The 18646-nt window shown below is 33.2% G+C and carries 16 protein-coding genes; 1 reads left to right on the forward strand and 15 read right to left on the reverse strand.

Annotation, left to right across the window (positions count from 1 at the left end):
• Positions 1–45 precede the first annotated feature (45 nt).
• The 14 genes from BXY80_RS09055 to BXY80_RS09120 all read right to left on the reverse strand — a co-directional run bounded on the left by BXY80_RS09055 (position 46) and on the right by BXY80_RS09120 (position 16025).
• A complete protein-coding gene (locus tag BXY80_RS09055; RefSeq protein WP_120201169.1) occupies positions 46–1998 on the reverse strand; it encodes a heavy metal translocating P-type ATPase in 1953 nt (650 codons plus the stop codon).
• 10 nt (positions 1999–2008) lie between these two features.
• The gene (locus BXY80_RS09060; RefSeq protein WP_120201171.1) at positions 2009–2215 is read right to left on the reverse strand and encodes a GDCCVxC domain-containing (seleno)protein; all 207 of its coding nucleotides are present in this window, start codon (positions 2213–2215) and stop codon (positions 2009–2011) included.
• Positions 2216–2220: 5 nt separating this feature from the next.
• Positions 2221–2808, reverse strand: coding sequence for a mercuric transport protein MerTP (gene merTP, locus BXY80_RS09065; protein WP_120201173.1), 588 nt, complete (start codon positions 2806–2808; stop codon positions 2221–2223).
• Complete coding sequence (locus tag BXY80_RS09070; RefSeq protein WP_120201175.1) at positions 2805–3167, reverse strand: DUF3703 domain-containing protein; 363 nt, start codon at positions 3165–3167, stop codon at positions 2805–2807. Before BXY80_RS09070 ends, merTP begins: the two co-directional genes overlap by 4 nt.
• A gap of 56 nt (positions 3168–3223) precedes the next feature.
• Positions 3224–3637, reverse strand: coding sequence for a Fur family transcriptional regulator (locus BXY80_RS09075; protein WP_120201177.1), 414 nt, complete (start codon positions 3635–3637; stop codon positions 3224–3226).
• A 2-nt stretch (positions 3638–3639) separates the two neighbouring features.
• Positions 3640–4845, reverse strand: a complete 1206-nt coding sequence (locus BXY80_RS09080; protein ID WP_120201180.1) for an efflux RND transporter periplasmic adaptor subunit — start codon at positions 4843–4845, stop codon at positions 3640–3642.
• Between the two features lie 4 nt (positions 4846–4849).
• Positions 4850–9184 carry a CusA/CzcA family heavy metal efflux RND transporter gene (locus BXY80_RS09085; RefSeq protein ID WP_120201182.1) on the reverse strand — a complete coding sequence of 1445 codons (4335 nt, stop codon included), beginning with the start codon at positions 9182–9184 and terminating at the stop codon, positions 4850–4852.
• Positions 9185–9276: 92 nt separating this feature from the next.
• Entirely contained in the window at positions 9277–9675 is a 399-nt protein-coding gene (locus tag BXY80_RS09090) for a DUF6660 family protein (protein ID WP_245977232.1), read from the reverse strand.
• A complete protein-coding gene (locus BXY80_RS09095; protein ID WP_120201184.1) occupies positions 9647–11758 on the reverse strand; it encodes a Piwi domain-containing protein in 2112 nt (703 codons plus the stop codon). The genes BXY80_RS09090 and BXY80_RS09095 overlap by 29 nt, the downstream gene beginning before the upstream one ends.
• Before the next feature lie 46 nt (positions 11759–11804).
• Positions 11805–12512, reverse strand: a complete 708-nt coding sequence (locus BXY80_RS09100; protein WP_147376122.1) for a hypothetical protein — start codon at positions 12510–12512, stop codon at positions 11805–11807.
• A gap of 4 nt (positions 12513–12516) precedes the next feature.
• A complete protein-coding gene (locus BXY80_RS14055; protein WP_120201189.1) occupies positions 12517–14559 on the reverse strand; it encodes a cytidine/deoxycytidylate deaminase family protein in 2043 nt (680 codons plus the stop codon).
• A gap of 17 nt (positions 14560–14576) precedes the next feature.
• Positions 14577–14900, reverse strand: coding sequence for a 4-fold beta flower protein (locus BXY80_RS09110; RefSeq protein ID WP_120201191.1), 324 nt, complete (start codon positions 14898–14900; stop codon positions 14577–14579).
• Positions 14897–15199: a helix-turn-helix domain-containing protein gene (locus BXY80_RS09115; protein WP_120201193.1), complete on the reverse strand. Its 303-nt coding sequence runs from the start codon at positions 15197–15199 to the stop codon at positions 14897–14899. The genes BXY80_RS09110 and BXY80_RS09115 overlap by 4 nt, the downstream gene beginning before the upstream one ends.
• A gap of 355 nt (positions 15200–15554) precedes the next feature.
• Positions 15555–16025 (reverse strand): Dps family protein, encoded by a 471-nt coding sequence (locus BXY80_RS09120; protein WP_120201195.1) that lies wholly within the window; start codon positions 16023–16025, stop codon positions 15555–15557.
• 242 nt (positions 16026–16267) lie between these two features.
• On the opposite strand from BXY80_RS09120, the gene BXY80_RS09125 reads away from it, so the two are divergent.
• Entirely contained in the window at positions 16268–17467 is a 1200-nt protein-coding gene (locus BXY80_RS09125; RefSeq protein ID WP_120201197.1) for an alcohol dehydrogenase catalytic domain-containing protein, read from the forward strand.
• A gap of 107 nt (positions 17468–17574) precedes the next feature.
• Here BXY80_RS09125 and BXY80_RS09130 read toward each other — a convergent pair whose 3' ends face one another.
• Positions 17575–18573, reverse strand: coding sequence for an NADP-dependent oxidoreductase (locus tag BXY80_RS09130; RefSeq protein ID WP_120201567.1), 999 nt, complete (start codon positions 18571–18573; stop codon positions 17575–17577).
• Between the last annotated feature and the right edge of the window lie 73 nt (positions 18574–18646).

Genomic DNA, 18646 nt, shown 5'->3' on the forward strand with positions numbered 1-18646 from the left:
ACAACTATTGATTTTGTTTAACAGAAGTTTAATTGATTAATCTGCTTAATCCCATTTCATTTTCTGCAATCGAACTGCATTTAAAATTGCTAATAATGCTACTCCTACATCTGCAAAAACAGCTTCCCACATTGTGGCTAAACCACCTGCTCCTAATATCAAGACAATAACTTTAACTCCAAACGCTAAAATGATATTCTGCCAAACTACTTTGCGTGTAGAACGACTAATTTTAATGGCTCTCACTACTTTTGATGGTTGGTCTGTTTGAATAATGACATCTGCTGTTTCAATAGCTACATCACTACCTAAACCACCCATCGCAATACCAACGTTACTTAATGCTAAAACAGGTGCATCGTTAATACCATCACCTATAAAAGCTACTTTATTTTCAGGATTCTTCTTTAAAGATTCAACTTCGTTTAATTTATCTTCTGGTAGTAAACCACCTTTAGCATTTTCAATATTCAACTTTTTAGCGACTTGTTGAGTTATAGAATCTTTATCACCAGAAAGCATCATAATATTTTTAATGCCTACTTTATGTAAATCTGTAATTGTTTCTTTTGCATCCTCTTTTAATTCATCTGCTATTACTACATAACCTGCAAATTGATTATCGATTGCAACTAATACTATCGATTCTACAATAGATTCCGTTTCAGTTGGAACATCAATACTATTGGCAATCATTAAGGCTTGGTTACCTACTAAAACAGTTTTACCGTTTACTATACCTTTTAATCCTTTACCAGCAATTTCAGAAACTTCTTTTGCTTCATAGCTATTTTCAGTTCCTTTATATACCATTATGGCTTTAGCTATTGGATGCGTGGATTGTTCTTCCATAGCCATTAAATACTTCATAAAATCAGATTCATCCCAACCAATAGTTTTTATTTCTTTGATTTTAAATACACCTTTGGTAACGGTTCCTGTTTTGTCCATTACCAATGTATTTATCTTGGTCATAGCGTCTAAAAATGAAGCCCCTTTAAATAAAATACCATTCTTTGAAGCTACACCTAAACCACCGAAATAACCTAATGGTATTGAAATCACTAACGCACAAGGACAAGAAATCACCAAGAATATTAATGCTCTGTATAACCAATCTCTAAAAGCATAATCATCTACAAAAAAGTAAGGTATAAAAATAACACCAATAGCCAAGAATACTACAATTGGCGTGTAGATACGAGCAAACTGTCTAATGAATAATTCTGTTTTAGATTTACGTGCAGTAGCATTTTGAACCAATTCTAATATTCTGGCAATAGAACTATCTTCAAACTTATTAGTTACCTCAACTTCAATAACGCTTTCTAAATTGATACTACCTGCGTAAACCTTTGCTTCTTTCTGAATGGAATCTGGTTTGCTCTCGCCTGTTAACGCTGCGGTGTTTAGAGATGCTTTTTCGGATAATAAAATCCCATCTAACGGTATTTTCTCACCTACTCGAATTTGTATTTTTTCACCAATATTTACAGCTTCTGGCGACACACTAACATAATCACCATCACGAAATACATTGGCTTCTTTTGGTCGAACATCTAATAAGGCTTTAATATTTCCTTTTGCTCTATTAACTGCTGCGTTTTGAAATAATTCTCCTACTGCATAAAATAGCATTACTGCCACACCTTCAGGATATTCACCAATGATAAACGCACCAATGGTGGCAATAGACATTAAAAAGAACTCGGTAAAAACATCGCCTTTTATAAGACTTTTCCAACCTTCTTTAATTACAGGAAATCCAACTGGAATATATGCTAAAGTGTACCAAACTACTCGAATCCATCCTTGAAATTGAGGAATCGCATCAAAATAATCTACAGCGATACCTACCATTAACATAACAAAACTTATGATAGCAGGAATGTATGTTTTGAATGCACTTCCATTACCGTGATTATGACCATCATCGTGAGAATGTTGTGCTTCTGAATTTGGTTTTAAATCTTTTAAATTGATTTTCTTTTTTTTCATCAAGTTAGTTTTAACAACAACTTTTGTTTTGTTGAATTGGTGGACAAGGAACTGTACCATAAGAACAATACACACAACAATCTCCTTTGTTTGGTTTTAAAACTGTTTTACATTTCTCACATTCATAAAAGAATTGACAGGCATTTGTTGGCATATCTTCTTCCTTTTTATGACCACAGGTTGGGCAAGTGATTTCAGATTTTAATATAGTTTGCATCAATTTTAATTTTTATCAGTTACTTTATAACCTGTAGAATTAATTGCTTTCTCAATTTCTAATTCATTAGTTTTAGTTTGGTCATACTCAATGATTGCGTTACCATTCTTGTATGATGTTTTTGAGTTCACAATTCCGTTAAGTTTATTTACTTCGTGGTTTACGTGAGCTTCACAACTGGGACAAGTCATTCCTCTTATTTTATACTCTGTTGTTTTGATATTTGATTTATCAACGACAACAATTTGTTTCTCTGAATTTGGATAAAACATACTTGAGTAGTATGGAAATGCCAACATCACTATTGCGAATACTGTTACAACTCCTAAAAAGGTTTTTGACTGAATAAATTTTGATTTTTTATCCGTTTCACATTCACAGTCGATTTCTTTTTCTGGTTTTAATTTTTGATACCAAGCAAAGAGAAGAACTAATATAGTTAGCCCTATTAAGTAAGGTCTAAATGGTTCTATCCAAGAAAAAGTTGAAGCTACACCACTTGTTCCTGCAATTAATGCCAAAACTGGTGTGATGCAACACAATGAAGCTGTGATTGCTGTTAGGATACTTGTAACCGCTAATTTATTTTTCATTCTATATCTAATACTTTTTCAATGTCATTTGGAATAGGCATACGTTTTAATGGTGGTACGTTTGCGCCACCTGTATTACCAAGAGGAACGTGATTTATAAATGATTTCCAACCACCAACAAGCAATCTAATAATTTGACCGAATACTTCTTTAGTATCTTTTTGTCTAAATCCAAACTTTAGCATTAGCCAATGTGAATAGGTATGTTCTATAGGATAAGACTGTCCTATTATATGACTGCGTTCTAAATGAAACCAAGCATTACCAAACCGCTTATTTTCTAAACAGAAACTGTATTGTTTTAATTCTTCGATATAAGCCTGTTTGATATGTTTAGGTATTTTAGTATTAAACTTCATATCCACTAATTTTGGATAAAAGTAATTTAATAGTAAGTGCAATGGAAGTGCATTTGTTATCCACTACACTTATCACATATACCTTTTACAACCAAGTTTACATTTTCCGAAACAAAGCCATCAGGTACTTTAATTTGTGGAATTTTATGGTCGGTTAAACAAGTTGTTTCATTACAATTATTACAATGAAAATGTAAATGCAAATCGTTTTTAATATCACAATTACATCCCTCTTCGCATAACGCATATTTGGTAATTCCTGTACCATCGTCTATTTGATGTACAATGACTTTCTCTTCAAAGGTTTTAATAGTCCTATAAAGTGTTGTTCTATCTGCTTTTGCAAATGCGTTTTCTATATCACTCAAAGTTACTGCAACCTTTTTTTTAGCAAGAAACTTATAAATTAATAGACGCATTGCGGTAACACGTATGTTTTTTGACTCTAATAGTTGTTCTATTGTTTTCATAATTAATGTGCGTGTTCGGCTTCACCTTTTTTCATTTCAGCAATTAGGTAATAAGCATTGTTATAGGCAAATTGTGTGGTACTTTCTATCTCTTCAATAAATTGAATTGACACCCAATCACCATCTTTAGTGCCTAAAACAACTTCGATAGGTTTAAAACTCCAATCGTCATTTTCTTTTTCTACTGAAAACACATAATATCTATCGCCTTCTTTTATAATTGCACTTTCTGGTAAAGCTTTTGTTTGGGTATTATCTACTTGAATTTTACCTTGAATATACATACCAGGAATTAAGTTGCCTTTTTTGTTTTCTATTTCTGCGTGAACGTGGACTGCTTTTGGGTTGTCTTCAAACGTTTTGCTCACGGAATAGATTTCTGCGGTAAGTTCTGCATCTGGTATGGATTGTACCGTAAAGTTAACTTTTTGACCTTTTTTTACTTTATAGACATCTTTTTCAAAAACCATTAAATCTGCGTGAACGTGATGCGTGTTTACGATGTCAAATAGTTCAGTTTGTGGCTCTACATACTGACCTGTTTTTACTTCAACTTTTTGCACAAATCCTTCTATTGGACTCCGCAAAGCAATGCGCTGCGCAATTGTGCCATTACGAACAGAAGTGGTATTAACATTTAAGAGTCGTAATTGCGCTTCCATACCTTTCACCATTGCTTTTGATGCCTGATATTCTGCTTCTGCTTTTTGAAAATTAGCACCAGAACCAACACCAGCTTCATATAACTTTTGTTGACGTTCGTAATTCTTTTTCAAAAAATTACTGTTGCTATAAGCATTTAAATAATCGGTTTGCGCTTGTATAATATTTGGGTGCGATAGATAAGCCACAACTTGATTTTTATTGACTTTATCTCCTTCAATCACTTCAATTGAAACAACATTTGCACCAACAACTGTAGTGATGGCAGCCTCATTTTGTGGTGGTACTTCTAATGTTCCATTTGCTTCAACATAACCACTCATATTGCGTAATGCCAAGGTGTCGACTTTCATTTTTAAAGCATCAAATTGTTGCTGTGAAAGCATTACTTCTTCACTCTCATTATGTTCTTCGTTAACCTCTGTGTTTTGTTCTTCATTGTGGGAATGACCATCATTCTCGTTATGATTTTCTTTATTTCCGCAAGCTGTAACAAATATGGCTAACACCATTACGGTAAGGATTTTATATATTTTATTTTTCATTGTCTTATTGATTAAAATATTGTAATTGAAATGTGCTTTCTAAATAGTTTACTAATGCTGTTTGTGCCTCCAATTCCGATTGAATGGCTTCTTTAATTAACTGTGTAAATGCAGTATAATCTATTTCGCCTTCTCTGTATGCCAGTAATGCACCTGTTTTTTGTTCTTTTGTTAATGGTAAAACTTGGTCTTTGTAAAACTCCCAAGATGTTTTCCATTTGATATAATTTTCTTTAGCCTGAACAAACCTTGATTGTACTTCCTGTTTTTTGAACGCTACATTGGTTTCAGCTATTTCTTTATCAATTCTGGCACTTCTAATTTGTGCTTTGTTAGAACCTGATAAAAACGGAATGGAAATACCTGCTTGATACGTATAAAATCCTGAATTGCCATTTACTCTTTGTAAACCACCTTGTAGATTGAACTTTGGTAAATTATTTGCTTTTGCTGCTTTGTATTTGGCTTCTGCTTCATCTACAATGTTCTGCGACATACTGTACATTGGATGGTTTTCAATACTGAACGTTTCCATATCATTATCCATCGCTACATCAAATTCATCTGAAACTGTAAAAATTTCTTCTGAAACTAACCACAAATTGAATTGCTGTAAGGCAATAAGATAATCACTATAGGCTTGCGCTTTTTTATTCTGAATTTGAAACGCTTGATTTTTAGCTGCCGAATACTCCAATTTAGAAATGGCTTCGACTTCATAATTTAAAGCTACTGCTTGTTCAAATTTGGAATAAATGGAATCCAGCTCTTTATACAAGTTATAGTTTCGTTTCATTTGATAGCATTTTGACCACGCTTTTTTAACTTCCAATTCTAATTCCAACTCGGAAAGTTGAAAGGCTTTTTGAGCCAATAGTATGCGTTGTTCTTGTAACTTCTTTTTTGAACCAATACCAAACACATCAATATTAGATTGACCAACACCAATGGTTGTATAAATCCCATTACCACTATTAACTTCTTCTCCACCTGTAAAAATTTGAGTAGTTCCGAAATCATAAGCAGTCGCTTTTAATTGCTCTTGCTTTGTAATTTCCAACTGCTTTTGCTTTAATATTGGATAATTACTTTTTGAGAGTTTAACAGCTTCCTGTAATGAAATTTCAGGAATTGTATCATTCAACTCTTGTGCATTACTTTGTGGTGAAAAGCCAAATAGTAATAATACCAATGCTGTTGCTGTTACTAACTTTTTGTTTGGTTTAAACGTAAAAGATTTGTTTTCTACCCAATGGTATAAAATAGGCAAAACGAACAGCGTTAGCAAAGTAGATGTTAATAATCCACCAATCACAACAGTTGCCAATGGACGTTGCACTTCTGCACCTGCTGATGATGAAATAGCCATTGGTAAAAAGCCTAATACATCTGTAAAAGCAGTTAGCATAATAGGTCTGATTCTTCGTTTAGTACCTTCAACTATTCTATCCTTTAGATTGGTTACACCTTCGTCTTTTAATTCGTTGAGTCCGCTTATCATTACCAATCCATTTAATACCGCAACACCAAACAACACAATAAAACCAACACCAGCTGAAATACTAAATGGCATATCACGCAACCATAAGGCTACAACACCACCAATGGTTGCCATTGGGATTGCTATGTAAATCATTAAGGTTTGGGGTAAAGACTTTAATGCAAAGTATATCAAAATAAATATGAGTAACAATGCAATAGGCACAACGGTTTGCAATCGGTTGCTGGCGCGCTCCAGATTTTCAAATGCACCACCATAGCGAATAAAATAACCCGATGGTAATTCCAGTTGTGCATCTAATTTTGATTTAATTTCTGTTACTAACGATTTTACATCACGACCTCTAACATTAACACCGACATAGGTTCTTCTATTGGTATTGTCTCTACTGATTTGCATTGGTCCTGCTTTGTAGCTGATATCAGCAATTTCACGTAAAGGAATTTGAGCACCCGAAGGTAAATTGATGTATAAATTTTGAACATCAGAAATATCCCTTCGGTTTTGAGAACTTAAACGCACCACTAAATCGAAGCGTTTTTCACCTTCAAAAATGACACCTGCTGTACCACCTGCAAATGCAGATTGTATGGTTTGATTGAGCGTATTTATTTGAAGTCCGTATTGTGCCAGTTTATTCCTGTTGTAATTAATGGTCATTTGTGGTAAACCTGTTGTGGCTTCCGCTTTCATATCTCCAATACCTTCAGTACCTGCAATAATTTTAGATATTTCTTCGGCTTTTTGAGATAGAATGTCAATATCTTCACCATAGAGTTTTATAGCAATATCTTCACGGACACCTTCAAGCAATTCATTAAAACGCATTTCAATAGGTTGCGTAAACTCATAATTTACACCAGGAACGATTTCAACTGCTTCTTTCATTGCCTCAATCAATTCATCCTTTGATTCTGCTGTTGTCCATTCGCTTTTGGGTTTCAGAATCACAAAAACATCCGCAATATCCATAGGCATTGGGTCTGTTGGAATTTCGGCAACACCAATACGACTTACAATTTTATCAACTTCTGGAAATTTTGCTTTTACTATTTGTTCTATTTTGGTAGTAGTTTCAATAGTTTCGGTAAGTGAACTACCTGGTTTTAATATGGCGTGAAATGCAATATCACCTTCATCGAGTTGTGGGATGAACTCGCCACCCATTCGAGTAAACATAAAGACTGTAATTCCGAACAACACAACTGCAATACCAATTACCCATTTACCTTTTCGCAAGGCTCTAACCAATAAAGGTTGATATTTGTCTTCAACCCAATGTACAAATCTGTCTCCATAAGATTTTTTATCGTTTTTTGGTGCTCTTAAAACTAAAGCAGACATCATTGGCACATAGGTTAAACAAAGTACCATTGCACCAATCATAGCGAAAATAAAGGTCAATGCCATTGGTTTAAACATCTTTCCCTCAATACCTTGTAAGGCTAAAATGGGTAGAAATACGATAAGGATAATCAACTGACCGAAGAATGCAGCATTCATCATCTTTTTTGAAGCATTAGAAGCCACTTTATCTCGTTCTTTGGACGTAAGCTGTTTCTTTTTCAGAACTTGTGATGCAATGAGAAATACTGTACTTTCAACAATAATAACAGCACCATCTACTATAATTCCGAAGTCTATTGCTCCCAAACTCATTAAGTTTACCCAAACATCGAACACGTTCATTAAAATAAAGGCAAATAATAAGGATAATGGTATGGTTGAAGCTACGATTAAACCACCTCGCCAATTTCCTAATAAGAAGATAAGCACAAAAATAACTATCAATGCACCTTCGATAAGATTCGTTGTAACGGTAGAAGTTGTTTCGCCAATTAATTTACTTCGGTCTAATAATGGTTCTATAATTACACCTTCAGGTAAGGATTTTTCTATTTGAGCCATTCGCTCTTTTACATTGGCGATGACATCATTGGAATTAGCACCTTTTAGCATCATCACCAAACCACCTACGACTTCCCCTTCACCATCTTGCGTCAATGCACCATAACGAATTGCAGAACCAAATTGTACTGTAGCAATATCACCAATAGTTACGGGAATATTGTTTATATTCTTAACCGTAATTTTTTTAATATCCTCTAAACTTCGCACCAAGCCTTCTCCACGAATAAAATTAGCTTGATGGTTCTTTTCAATATATGCACCTCCTGTATTTTGATTATTGGCTTCAAGTGCATTAAATACATCTGTAATAGTCAAACCAATAGCATTCAAATCGTTTGGGTCAACCGCAACTTCGTATTGTTTTATTTTTCCGCCAACAGCGTTTACCTCAACCACACCTTCAACCATAGCCATTTGACGTTGTACAATCCAATCTTGCATTGAGCGTAAATCTGCAATGTCGTATTTGTCTTTATACTCTGGTACTACTTTTAAGGTGTATTGATAAATCTCTCCCAAACCTGTTGAAATAGGACCCATTGTAGGTTCGCCAAAACCAGCAGGAATTTGTTCTTTGACTTCGTTTAGTTTTTCGGCTACCAACTGTCGAGGTAGATAAGTTCCCATATCATCGTCAAATACGATGGTAACAACCGATAAGCCAAAACGAGAAATTGACCTAATCTCCTGTACATCGGGAAGATTGCTCATTGCCACCTCGATAGGATAAGTAACAATTTGCTCAATATCTTCAGTACCTAAATTGGGTGATTGTGTAATAACTTGTACTTGGTTATTAGTAATATCTGGAACGGCATCTATAGGCACTTTGGTCATACTCCAAATACCTGCTCCAATTATGGTCAGCGTAAGCAAACCAATAATGAATTTGTTATTGATTGAAAAATCAATGATTTTATTAATCATAGAAAATGTATTAATTCAGTTAAAAAAAATGCAAATGCTTTCCTGAAAGTGAAAACATTAAAAAAGGATATAACTATCCTATAAAAACTGAATTAAACTTGTGGCGGTTGCCAAATATTGAAATGGAAATCGAAACGATAGTTCGACTGATATGTAGATATTAATTGCGTAGAAATTTTATGAAAATTTAATAGTTCAAATGTCGCCAATGGCTCATAGGTTATTGATATACCGCAACAATTACAAATACAAGTAACAGGACAAGAATCGTCACTATCTTCTTGGTGATTGTGTTCAGCACCAATTTCCTCGTGCTGTTGGTCTTCAAAATTTTGACCATCAGAACAAGGCATTGCAGATAATGCTAACATTGTTATAGCTAATATGAATGCTAAAAATTTCATCGTAGCAAATATACAAATTATTAAATGCAATGGTTGTGCAAATAAATTGATTGGTAAATTACAAAAACCATAACGCATCTTTAGCATCGTCTGGAACACCATTATTAAATCGTGGTGCTATTTGTGCTACCATTTCTGGATATTTTATAGTGATTGGTACATTTTGTTGACGAAGTGATTTCCAATACAATCTGCTAAACTGATATACTTGTGTTAATAGTTCTAACACTACGTCTGCATCTTCAAAAGCATCTTCATCTGGACTGCTTACCTTAATTTTTATTGGAAACGGATAACCATCTGTATCTGCATATCTCTGTGAATTAGGGTAACGCGCATTATTAAACAGTAGGAATTGATTTTCGCTAATACGTATGTATGTACCACTTACAGGCATTAACTTTTTGTTCCAATTAAGGTCGTAAGCAATAATATCTTCTGCTTCTGTTTTATTGATATTTAGAATGTAAAGCGGAATTTTTAACCCTAATGTATGCATCCCTCTAATAATTGGTTTTAGTTCCTCGTAACTCATTTCCTTATAGAAGTGAATGACTACTTTATCTGCTTCTGCAACCGATGTAAAATCTCTAATGGCTTTACATATACTTCCTGCCAATAGGTCTGTTTCGTTTTGGTCAAAATATTCGAACTTTCTAAATAAGCCATTGTTTTGAAAACTAAAGGCACTTGCTATATACCGCCTGTTTTCGCCTTGATTGGTAAATGCACCAACACCAATTACTAATTCTTTTTTATCGGTTACTGCAAGTTTCCAAGGTGCACCACCTAATTTGGCGTGAATTGCTAATGCCATATTCTGTAATGAGAATTGGAAGTTATATTGGTTCTCGATATTGACTACCATTTTCTCATAATCTACAACCTGTGTAACAATACCTTCGTTTAAAAAGAGTTCTTTTATTTGAATATAGATGTTTCGGTCTTCGGGATTTGGTGTAAACTTATCGAATGGGCTTAAATAAAAAGCTGCATAACTTACATTTTCTTGGTCGAACGAAAGGTTCTCCAACTGCTCTGTGATTTCTGGTATTGGGTTGTTTTCGTTGGCAAACTCAATAAAATGTTCTTTAGACGTTGAAGCCTTAATATTTACATAAGCCTCAATCCCTTTAAAATACTTTTTATCCGCAGTAACACCAGTTTTAAGGTTGTTGTAAAAGGTTTTAATTGCTTCTTTATGTGACGTATGGTACACAAAGAAAAACTTAATGTTTTGGTTGTTGGGTCTTTTGTAAGGGTTGAGGTTATTCATTGCCAATTTAGGCACTAAATGTGTTTTTTTATTACCGTATTGGTCTTTACCAAATTCCAATAATCCTACTTGTGGGTCGATGTGATTAATACGATTAAGTGGCACATCTATAAAGGCATCAGTCTTAAATGGAAATATGGCTTTAAAATCTTCTGCAAACAGATAGTTGGTTGCAAAATTATTAATAAGTGCTACGTACTTTTGATATTTATTAATTGGTCTTATAGGTTCCTCAATAGGTATATCTAATGCTCGTGCTAATGACAAATTAAAAATTGGGTATGCTTGCTCAAACTGAATAGCATTGTAAAATTCTTCTTTTTCCTCTGTATCAAGGTTCATTTGGTAATTGAAGGTTTTTTGACCATACACACAACGCTTAATATACTCTGTTTCCTCAATATCATTAACTGATTTTGTGAGGACTTTTGACGTACCATCATACGATACCACAAGTTCTGGTAAGTCTGTTAGTGTTGCAAACAGTATTTTGAATGAGAATTTATAGTATAAATTATAGTCTGCTGTATTTCCTTTTTTTGAAGGCATCCAAACCTGTACATCACGTACAAAGTTTTTGACCACGATGTAACCCTTTTCTAAAAAGTAGGTTTTTAATTGGTGTTTAAGGAATTGTTTGTATATGCGTAGTTCTTTATCCTTTATTAAATTTATTTTGATACTTGGGGCATTGGGTATTTCTTGGGTAAATGTGGTGAAAATATGCTCTAAACTTGATAAATCTGTATCTGGAAACGCCTCTTTTACCTGCTTTGAAAACTTTGATCTATGGATTGGATGGCTACCTTCAATATCTTCTAACGATAGATATATAACAGGTGTACTACTTGGCCATTTAAAATTGAGTATGTTCGTCTTTAAGTGTTCTTGCATAAATAATGAGGTGTTTTTGTATTTACATATAGTGAGTGATTATAGGTTATAAATAGACATCGTACTTTTCAAGTTTTTCAAATAGACCTAATATATTTTCAATGATTTCATTAATAAAATTCTTGTTGTCAAATACCAAGTTGTAATAAACAATATCCCTATCTTTCTCCAATAAAATATATCTTCCTTTAGAAAAGGATTTTAGAGTATTATATTTTCTAATTTCATCACCAAAGACTGTACTGTTATTGTGTACAATACAATTTCTCACTCTCCTTAAATTATTTATATATGACCAATGAGGTTCTAATTCTTTAATATCAACTTTAGCAGCTCTTGTTAAAAACAACTTTGCTTTTTCAAATTCACTATTACCACGTAAATCATCCAAACCAAACTCTTTATTATGCATTAAACAATAAGAATTACACACGTCTTGAATAGTCCGTTCTATAAAAGAAAACAATTGTGTAATCATTGAAGCCCTAAAACTTTGTACAAAATCCCTATCAATTTCGATTACTTTATCAACTAAAGTATCCTGTAAATGATTTAAATATTCATCCGCATACTTTTTAGGTTCAGCTTCAATTTTCTTCATTATTTTAGTATATTCCTTTTCGTGATTAGTCAAGGAACTATCAAAATGGTCTTCGACAAACTTTGCATAATTGCGAAAGGTTTGTAACTCCAAGTCTAAAAAGAAAATATTGTTATCTTTTCTGAAATTTGAAAGTGCGTTTATTCTTGACATTTCATTATTCTTTTTTTTGCTCACTTTTTAAAAGTCCATTTTTAATCAATTCTATAACATCCTCATCAGAGAATTGGTTTTTACTTTCAAGAAACTCTTCGATTTCTTTATCTGATTTTTTTAAACTTTTTAATAAACTTTTAAATTGAATACCAAACTTATTTTTTTGTTTAATGTCAAGTGTCATAGAAACCTCATCTTTATAAGCCATAAAAGAATCATATAATTTATGATAAACGTTACCTATGGCTCCAGCAAAAGGTATCATTGTTGGTGTTTCTGTTCCACCTTTTAAAATCTGATCACTTGAAATACCTGGATAAGGGTCAATAAAATAAATTGTTCTAATACCTAATTGATAGGCTTTTTTAGCACATAACTCACAAGGGCTTGCTGTTGTAAAAAGTATACCATTCTTAATACCTTGTCCTCCAAGTTTAGTAATTTGTAACATTGCATTTTCTTCAGCGTGTAAAGAACGTGTATGCACCTGATTTGCTTCACCTTCATAATGATTATGAACAGTCTTAAAGCAGAATGAACAATTTTTACCATTTAAATCATCTTTATTCTTGCTGTAGCTATCTTTAAAATAATCTGTCAAAGCAGTTGGGAAATTCTCTGGATACTCCCCTTTGTATTTGAATGAGGCATTTTGTGAGTGATTCCCCTTCTCAAACGGACTGTAATGATTTGATTCTTCTAATTCTTGTTTAGATTTTGGATTAATTATATCATTAATGTTCCTTAAATTACATGGTGTATGTCCTTTTGCAACATCATTCCATCCTACCGACCTAATATAAAAATCTTCATCACTAATAGCTGCGCCAACATTTCTTGAAATACACCCTGAATTTAATTTTGCCGTATGAGCTATTTGCATACACCTTTCTGGTGAACTCGGGGTTAATAAACCCGGTTGAGCAATTAAAGCCATTAACTTTAATAATTGCTCTTCTCTTGTAATGAAATTACGTTCCTTGAATTTTTCATTTAAATGCAAATCAAAAAACGTCTTTATATCCTCTTTTTTTAAGTTAAGTATATGATAATCGCTTTTCTGAATACAATTTTCAACATCAGGGGAAGAAAATAAACCTTTTGAAAAATCACCTGTTTTATATTCAACTTCATCAAGCTCCAACAGCTTATTTGCTACCTTTTCCCTCTCTATCTCGTCATCTATAATATGTTCAAGTCTTTTTTGTATTCTTCTTTTTGAATTTCCTATTACATCTTTAGTAGCGAGCATGTAAAATGCTGAATATCTTTCTTTAAAAAACATTATCTCTAATGAGTTTCTTAAAGAGTCTATTACTATTCTTGTTGGCATACCATTATTATTAGCCTTTCGTGCCTTAATTAGCCTATTTATAACCTCCGCAATTGTATAAACATGCTTAATTCCTTCCCCTTTCTCTTTAAGAGGATGGCCTGTTTGCCTAATATTACATGCTAAATAATGTAAGAAAAGTGTACGTCTGAAAAATCCATATTTTTCTAAAGCCATAAATAATTTATGACAAAAATGCTTAAAGTCTGATTTAAAGAAAATCTCATTTAGTTTAGACAAATCATCTTTAGATTTAATATCTTTTACCTCACCTAAACTTTTTATGTCATCTATTAATTCCTTGTATTCCAAATGAAGATTGACAATATCTTTAAATACATTTGATACAATATCCGAATTATCTTCACCTAATTTTTCTACAAAATATTTCTCTAAAATCTTTCTTAAAAACTTTAGGTTACCTCCCTCTTTGTTAAATAGATAAAAAACAATTACGTTTTTATACATTATTTTTTCAAAAGGAATCCAATTTCCTTTGAACTCCATAAATTCATTTAAAATCTTATACTTCCTATAAAAAAGATCTCTTGGGTCGAAATCGGAAAGAGGTCTTAACCCATCTTGCTTTTTGAATTTAGTGTAGCTATAAGTTAAGTGATTTGCTACCTTGGTACAACCTGACCCCGTACGGCCTGTTAAACCTATTACTACAAAATCTCGCCTTAATGAATATAAATTGTCTAATTTCATTTACATATTTTAAGAAGTTAGTTCTCTAATTTTTTTAATTCTTCAACAGTATAGTCTTTTGTATTTTGTGGACGAATAGAATAGCCTGCATAACCAGGGTAACCAGGATAACCAGGGTAACCAGGATAACCAGGGTAACCAGGATAACCTCTATAAGGAAAATTGAGTATTTTGTAGAAACGGTCATTATCAAAAATACTCCCCAAATAATTACCTTTTTTATCAACTGCGTGTTCGTCATCCCAAGGGAACCAACCAATCCAATTAGCATTACTATTAAAAAGATAACTATCTATTTTAAAAGCAATCCAGTTACCGCTTGAGTTAAACAAATATTTCATAAACTCTCATTTTTTTCAATCTTACTAATTTTTTCTTCAGCTATTTTGAGGATTTCCGTACTGTCTTTTTCGTTTTTTATCATTTGTACAATCTGTTCGGACATCCAAAGCTTAATTAATTTGCTTTCATCTACTTTTAATTCTTTTGCAAATGCTATTACCTGCTCTCGTCTTGCCAAACGGTTTCCTCGTTCAATCTTGCTTAAATAAGCCACATCCATATTGATATTAGCAGCCATTTCCCTTAATAGCAAATTGCGCTTTTCGCGTAATGAGCGTATGTATTCGCCAAACTCCATAATAGCATTAATTAGACTTGTCAGATTTTGTCTAATGTAAGAAAAAGAAAAAAAGAAGTAAGAAAAAGATATAAACAGTTATTAACAGAAAGTGAGGAAGTTAAGGAAATAAGGAAACTGTATTACTACACAAAGAAATGAGGATTTAAAATCCTCGTTTCCTTAACCGTGTTCGTACAGCTGATGCGGTGGTCTTTTTCAGGTTTTTGTTTAAGCAGTATTCTCAAAAGACCTACGACCAAAATTCGTCTGCTGATGTAATTACAGCATTGAATTTAAGATATTTACAGGAATATTGACCAAAATAAAATTACTCTAAATCCTCAATTCCTTTAAATCCTTAACAACTCATTTATTATAAGCTTGCTCGAAGCATCCAAGCCATTTTTTCGTGCTCTTCCAATAATGACCCCAACATACCAGAAGTACCTTCATCATTGTAAGAATTATTTATGTTATTTATGTTTTCACGAATAGAGTAAACAATACTTTCATGGTCAGACAGTAATGCTTTAATATAATCGTTACTATTGTTCTTGCCTTCGAATTTTTCTGTAAGATGGGTTAAATCCAAAAATTCGGCTAAAGTACCTGGTGTATAATGACCTATACTTCTAATACGTTCTGCAACGGTATCAATAAAACCATCTATTTGTCCAAACTGTTCTTCAAAAAACAAATGCATCGGTTTAAAGTCTGCTCCTTCTATATTCCAGTGTGCCTTTTTAGTCTTTGTGATAAGTATATACTCATCTGCTAATAGTTTAGATAATATTTCTGCAACTGCATTAGCATTTTCACTTGTTAATCCAATATGTGTTTTCATAATTAATGATGTTTATAAGGTGTTTCTATTAAGTGTAATGATAATCTGTCTAATTTAAGGATTAAATTTTACTTGAAATATTTGTTCAAGAAACATTTGTTAGATACTAAAAGTAACTCTAAATGATACGAAACAGGATAATTTAACTTTATAATTAGCAATAATTTGCTTATATTTAGGATCTACCGTCATCACCAAAAGGTTGGTAAAAAAGAAATCAATTAACTAAAACACAAAAAAGTATGTCAAGTAACAGAGGAGTTGTCTACAAAGGGGCTTGGAATTTAGAAGTAAATGATATTGCCTATCCCAAATTTCAAGATCCAAGAGGAAAAGATATTCATCATGCCGTAATCATTAAAGTGGTTTCTACCAACATTTGTGGTAGTGACCAACACATTTTTAGAGGACGTTTTACTGTTCCTGTTGGACATGTATTGGGTCATGAAATTACGGGTGAAGTTGTAGAGATTGGTAAAGATGTTGAATTTCTAAAAGTAGGAGATATAGTCTCCGTACCTTTCAATGTTTCCTGCGGACGTTGTAGAAATTGTAAGAAAGGAAATACTGATGTATGTGAGACAGTTAATCCAGAAGCTCCTGTAGGTGCTTATGGTTTTGATTTGGGCGGATGGCTTGGTGGACAATCGGAATATTGCTTAATACCTTATGCTGATTTTCAATTACTGAAATTTCCAGACAGGGAGCAGGCATTGGATAAAATGCTGGACTTAACATTAGTGTCTGATATTCTTCCAACAGGATACCACGGTGCTTTTGCCGCAGGTGTTACTACGGGGTCGACTGTTTATATTGCTGGTGCAGGACCTGTAGGTCGATGTGCTGCCGAATCTGCTAAACTTTTGGGAGCATCATGCGTCATTGTTGGTGATATGAACAAAGACCGTTTAGAACTGGTGAAAAAAGCAGGAATGGAAACCGTAGACTTAACTTTGGATGCAAGCGTAGCTGAACAAATTGAGCAAATTCTTGGAGTTCCTGAAGTAGATGCAGGAGTAGATGCTGTTGGATATGAAGCACACGGACATGGGGATGAGGATTATAAGAAAGAAAATCCGAATGCCGTAATCAATGACCTCTTTGACGTTGTACGTGCAAGTGGTGGTATAGGCATTCCAGGGATTTATACTCCTGTTGACCCGGGCGGAAGAGATGAAAACGCTAAACAAGGAAAACTGACTGTTGATTGGGGTAAAGGCTGGTTAAAATCATTACGTATCCAGACAGGTATGGCACCGATAGGGAAATACAATTATCAGATAATGCAAGCCATTCTTTGGGATAGAATCTCTATGAAAACTATTATGAACCCAGAGGTTATTACTTTAGATGAAGCACCTCAAGCTTATCAAGATTTTTCTGATGGCTCGAATAAGAAGTTTGTTATCGATCCACACGGTATGCTAAAGGGACGTTATTAATTTCAAAGAAAATAGATAAAATTAAAGGGGATGATTTAAAAATTATCCCCTTTTTTATACCGATTTAGTAATAAAAAATTGTTTGTTATTGTTCAAGGCTTTACTTGTTATGCCTTTACATTTATAACAACTTTTCCCTTTGTTCGTCCTTTTTTAACATAAAGCAATGCTTGCAAAGCATCATTAAAGGTAAAGACCTTATCTAAATTGGTCTTCACTATTCCTGATTCTACAAGTTCAGCAATTTCATTGAGTTGTTTTGCATTAGCTCTCATAAAAATTAAACTGTAGTAGGCTGACTTTAATCGAATATGTTTAGTGATTTTTCTTCTTCGCCAAGCTAAAATTAATTTAACGAAAAAATTCAACTTCATCCGGCTGGCAGTTTCTTTGTCAATAGGACCAACAAGCGATATTACTTTCCCTCCAGTTTTAATAACCTTAAAAGCATCTTCGGTAAATTTGTTGCCAAGTGTATCTAATACCAAATCAACATTACTTACAATATCTAAATAGTTTTGACTTTTATAATCAATAACAACATCAGCCCCAAGTTTCTTCACCCATTCAACATTTTCTGTACTGGTAGTAGTATACACATAGGCTCCCTTGTATTTTGCGTATTGAATAGCAAATGAACCTACACCACCAGAACCAGCATGAACTAAAACCTTATCTCCCTCTTTTAATTTTCCGCGTTTTAAAGCCTGAATTGCTGTTAATCCTACAAGTGGTAAACTGGCAGCTTCCTCAAAATTTACATTCTTGGGCTTTAGGCTAATAATATCTTTGTGTACAACTACGAACTCTGTAAAAGTTCCTTGTTTATTAACTTTTGAAAAAACTTCATCTCCAATATTGAAATCAGTTACATTTTTATCCTTATCCACTACAATACCACTGACATCATATCCTAAAGTAGCTGGCAGTTTGAATTTACGTACTGCTTTAAGTTTTCCTTCAATTACCTTAATATCCAAAGGATTAACACTAACAGAACGGGTTTCAATGAGCACTTCATCTTTGTTTAAGATTGGTTTTTGTATTTCAGAAATTATTACTTTTTCAGAAATATCACCGTAGCCTGTAAATTGTATTGCTTTCATTTTTTGATGCTTTACTAAAAGTTCATTTAGTTTTACTTGAAACAATAGAAAAACTAACTGTATTAAATATCTA

Origin of the sequence: Ichthyenterobacterium magnum, assembly GCF_003610635.1 — a bacterium.
GTDB lineage: Bacteria > Bacteroidota > Bacteroidia > Flavobacteriales > Flavobacteriaceae > Ichthyenterobacterium > Ichthyenterobacterium magnum.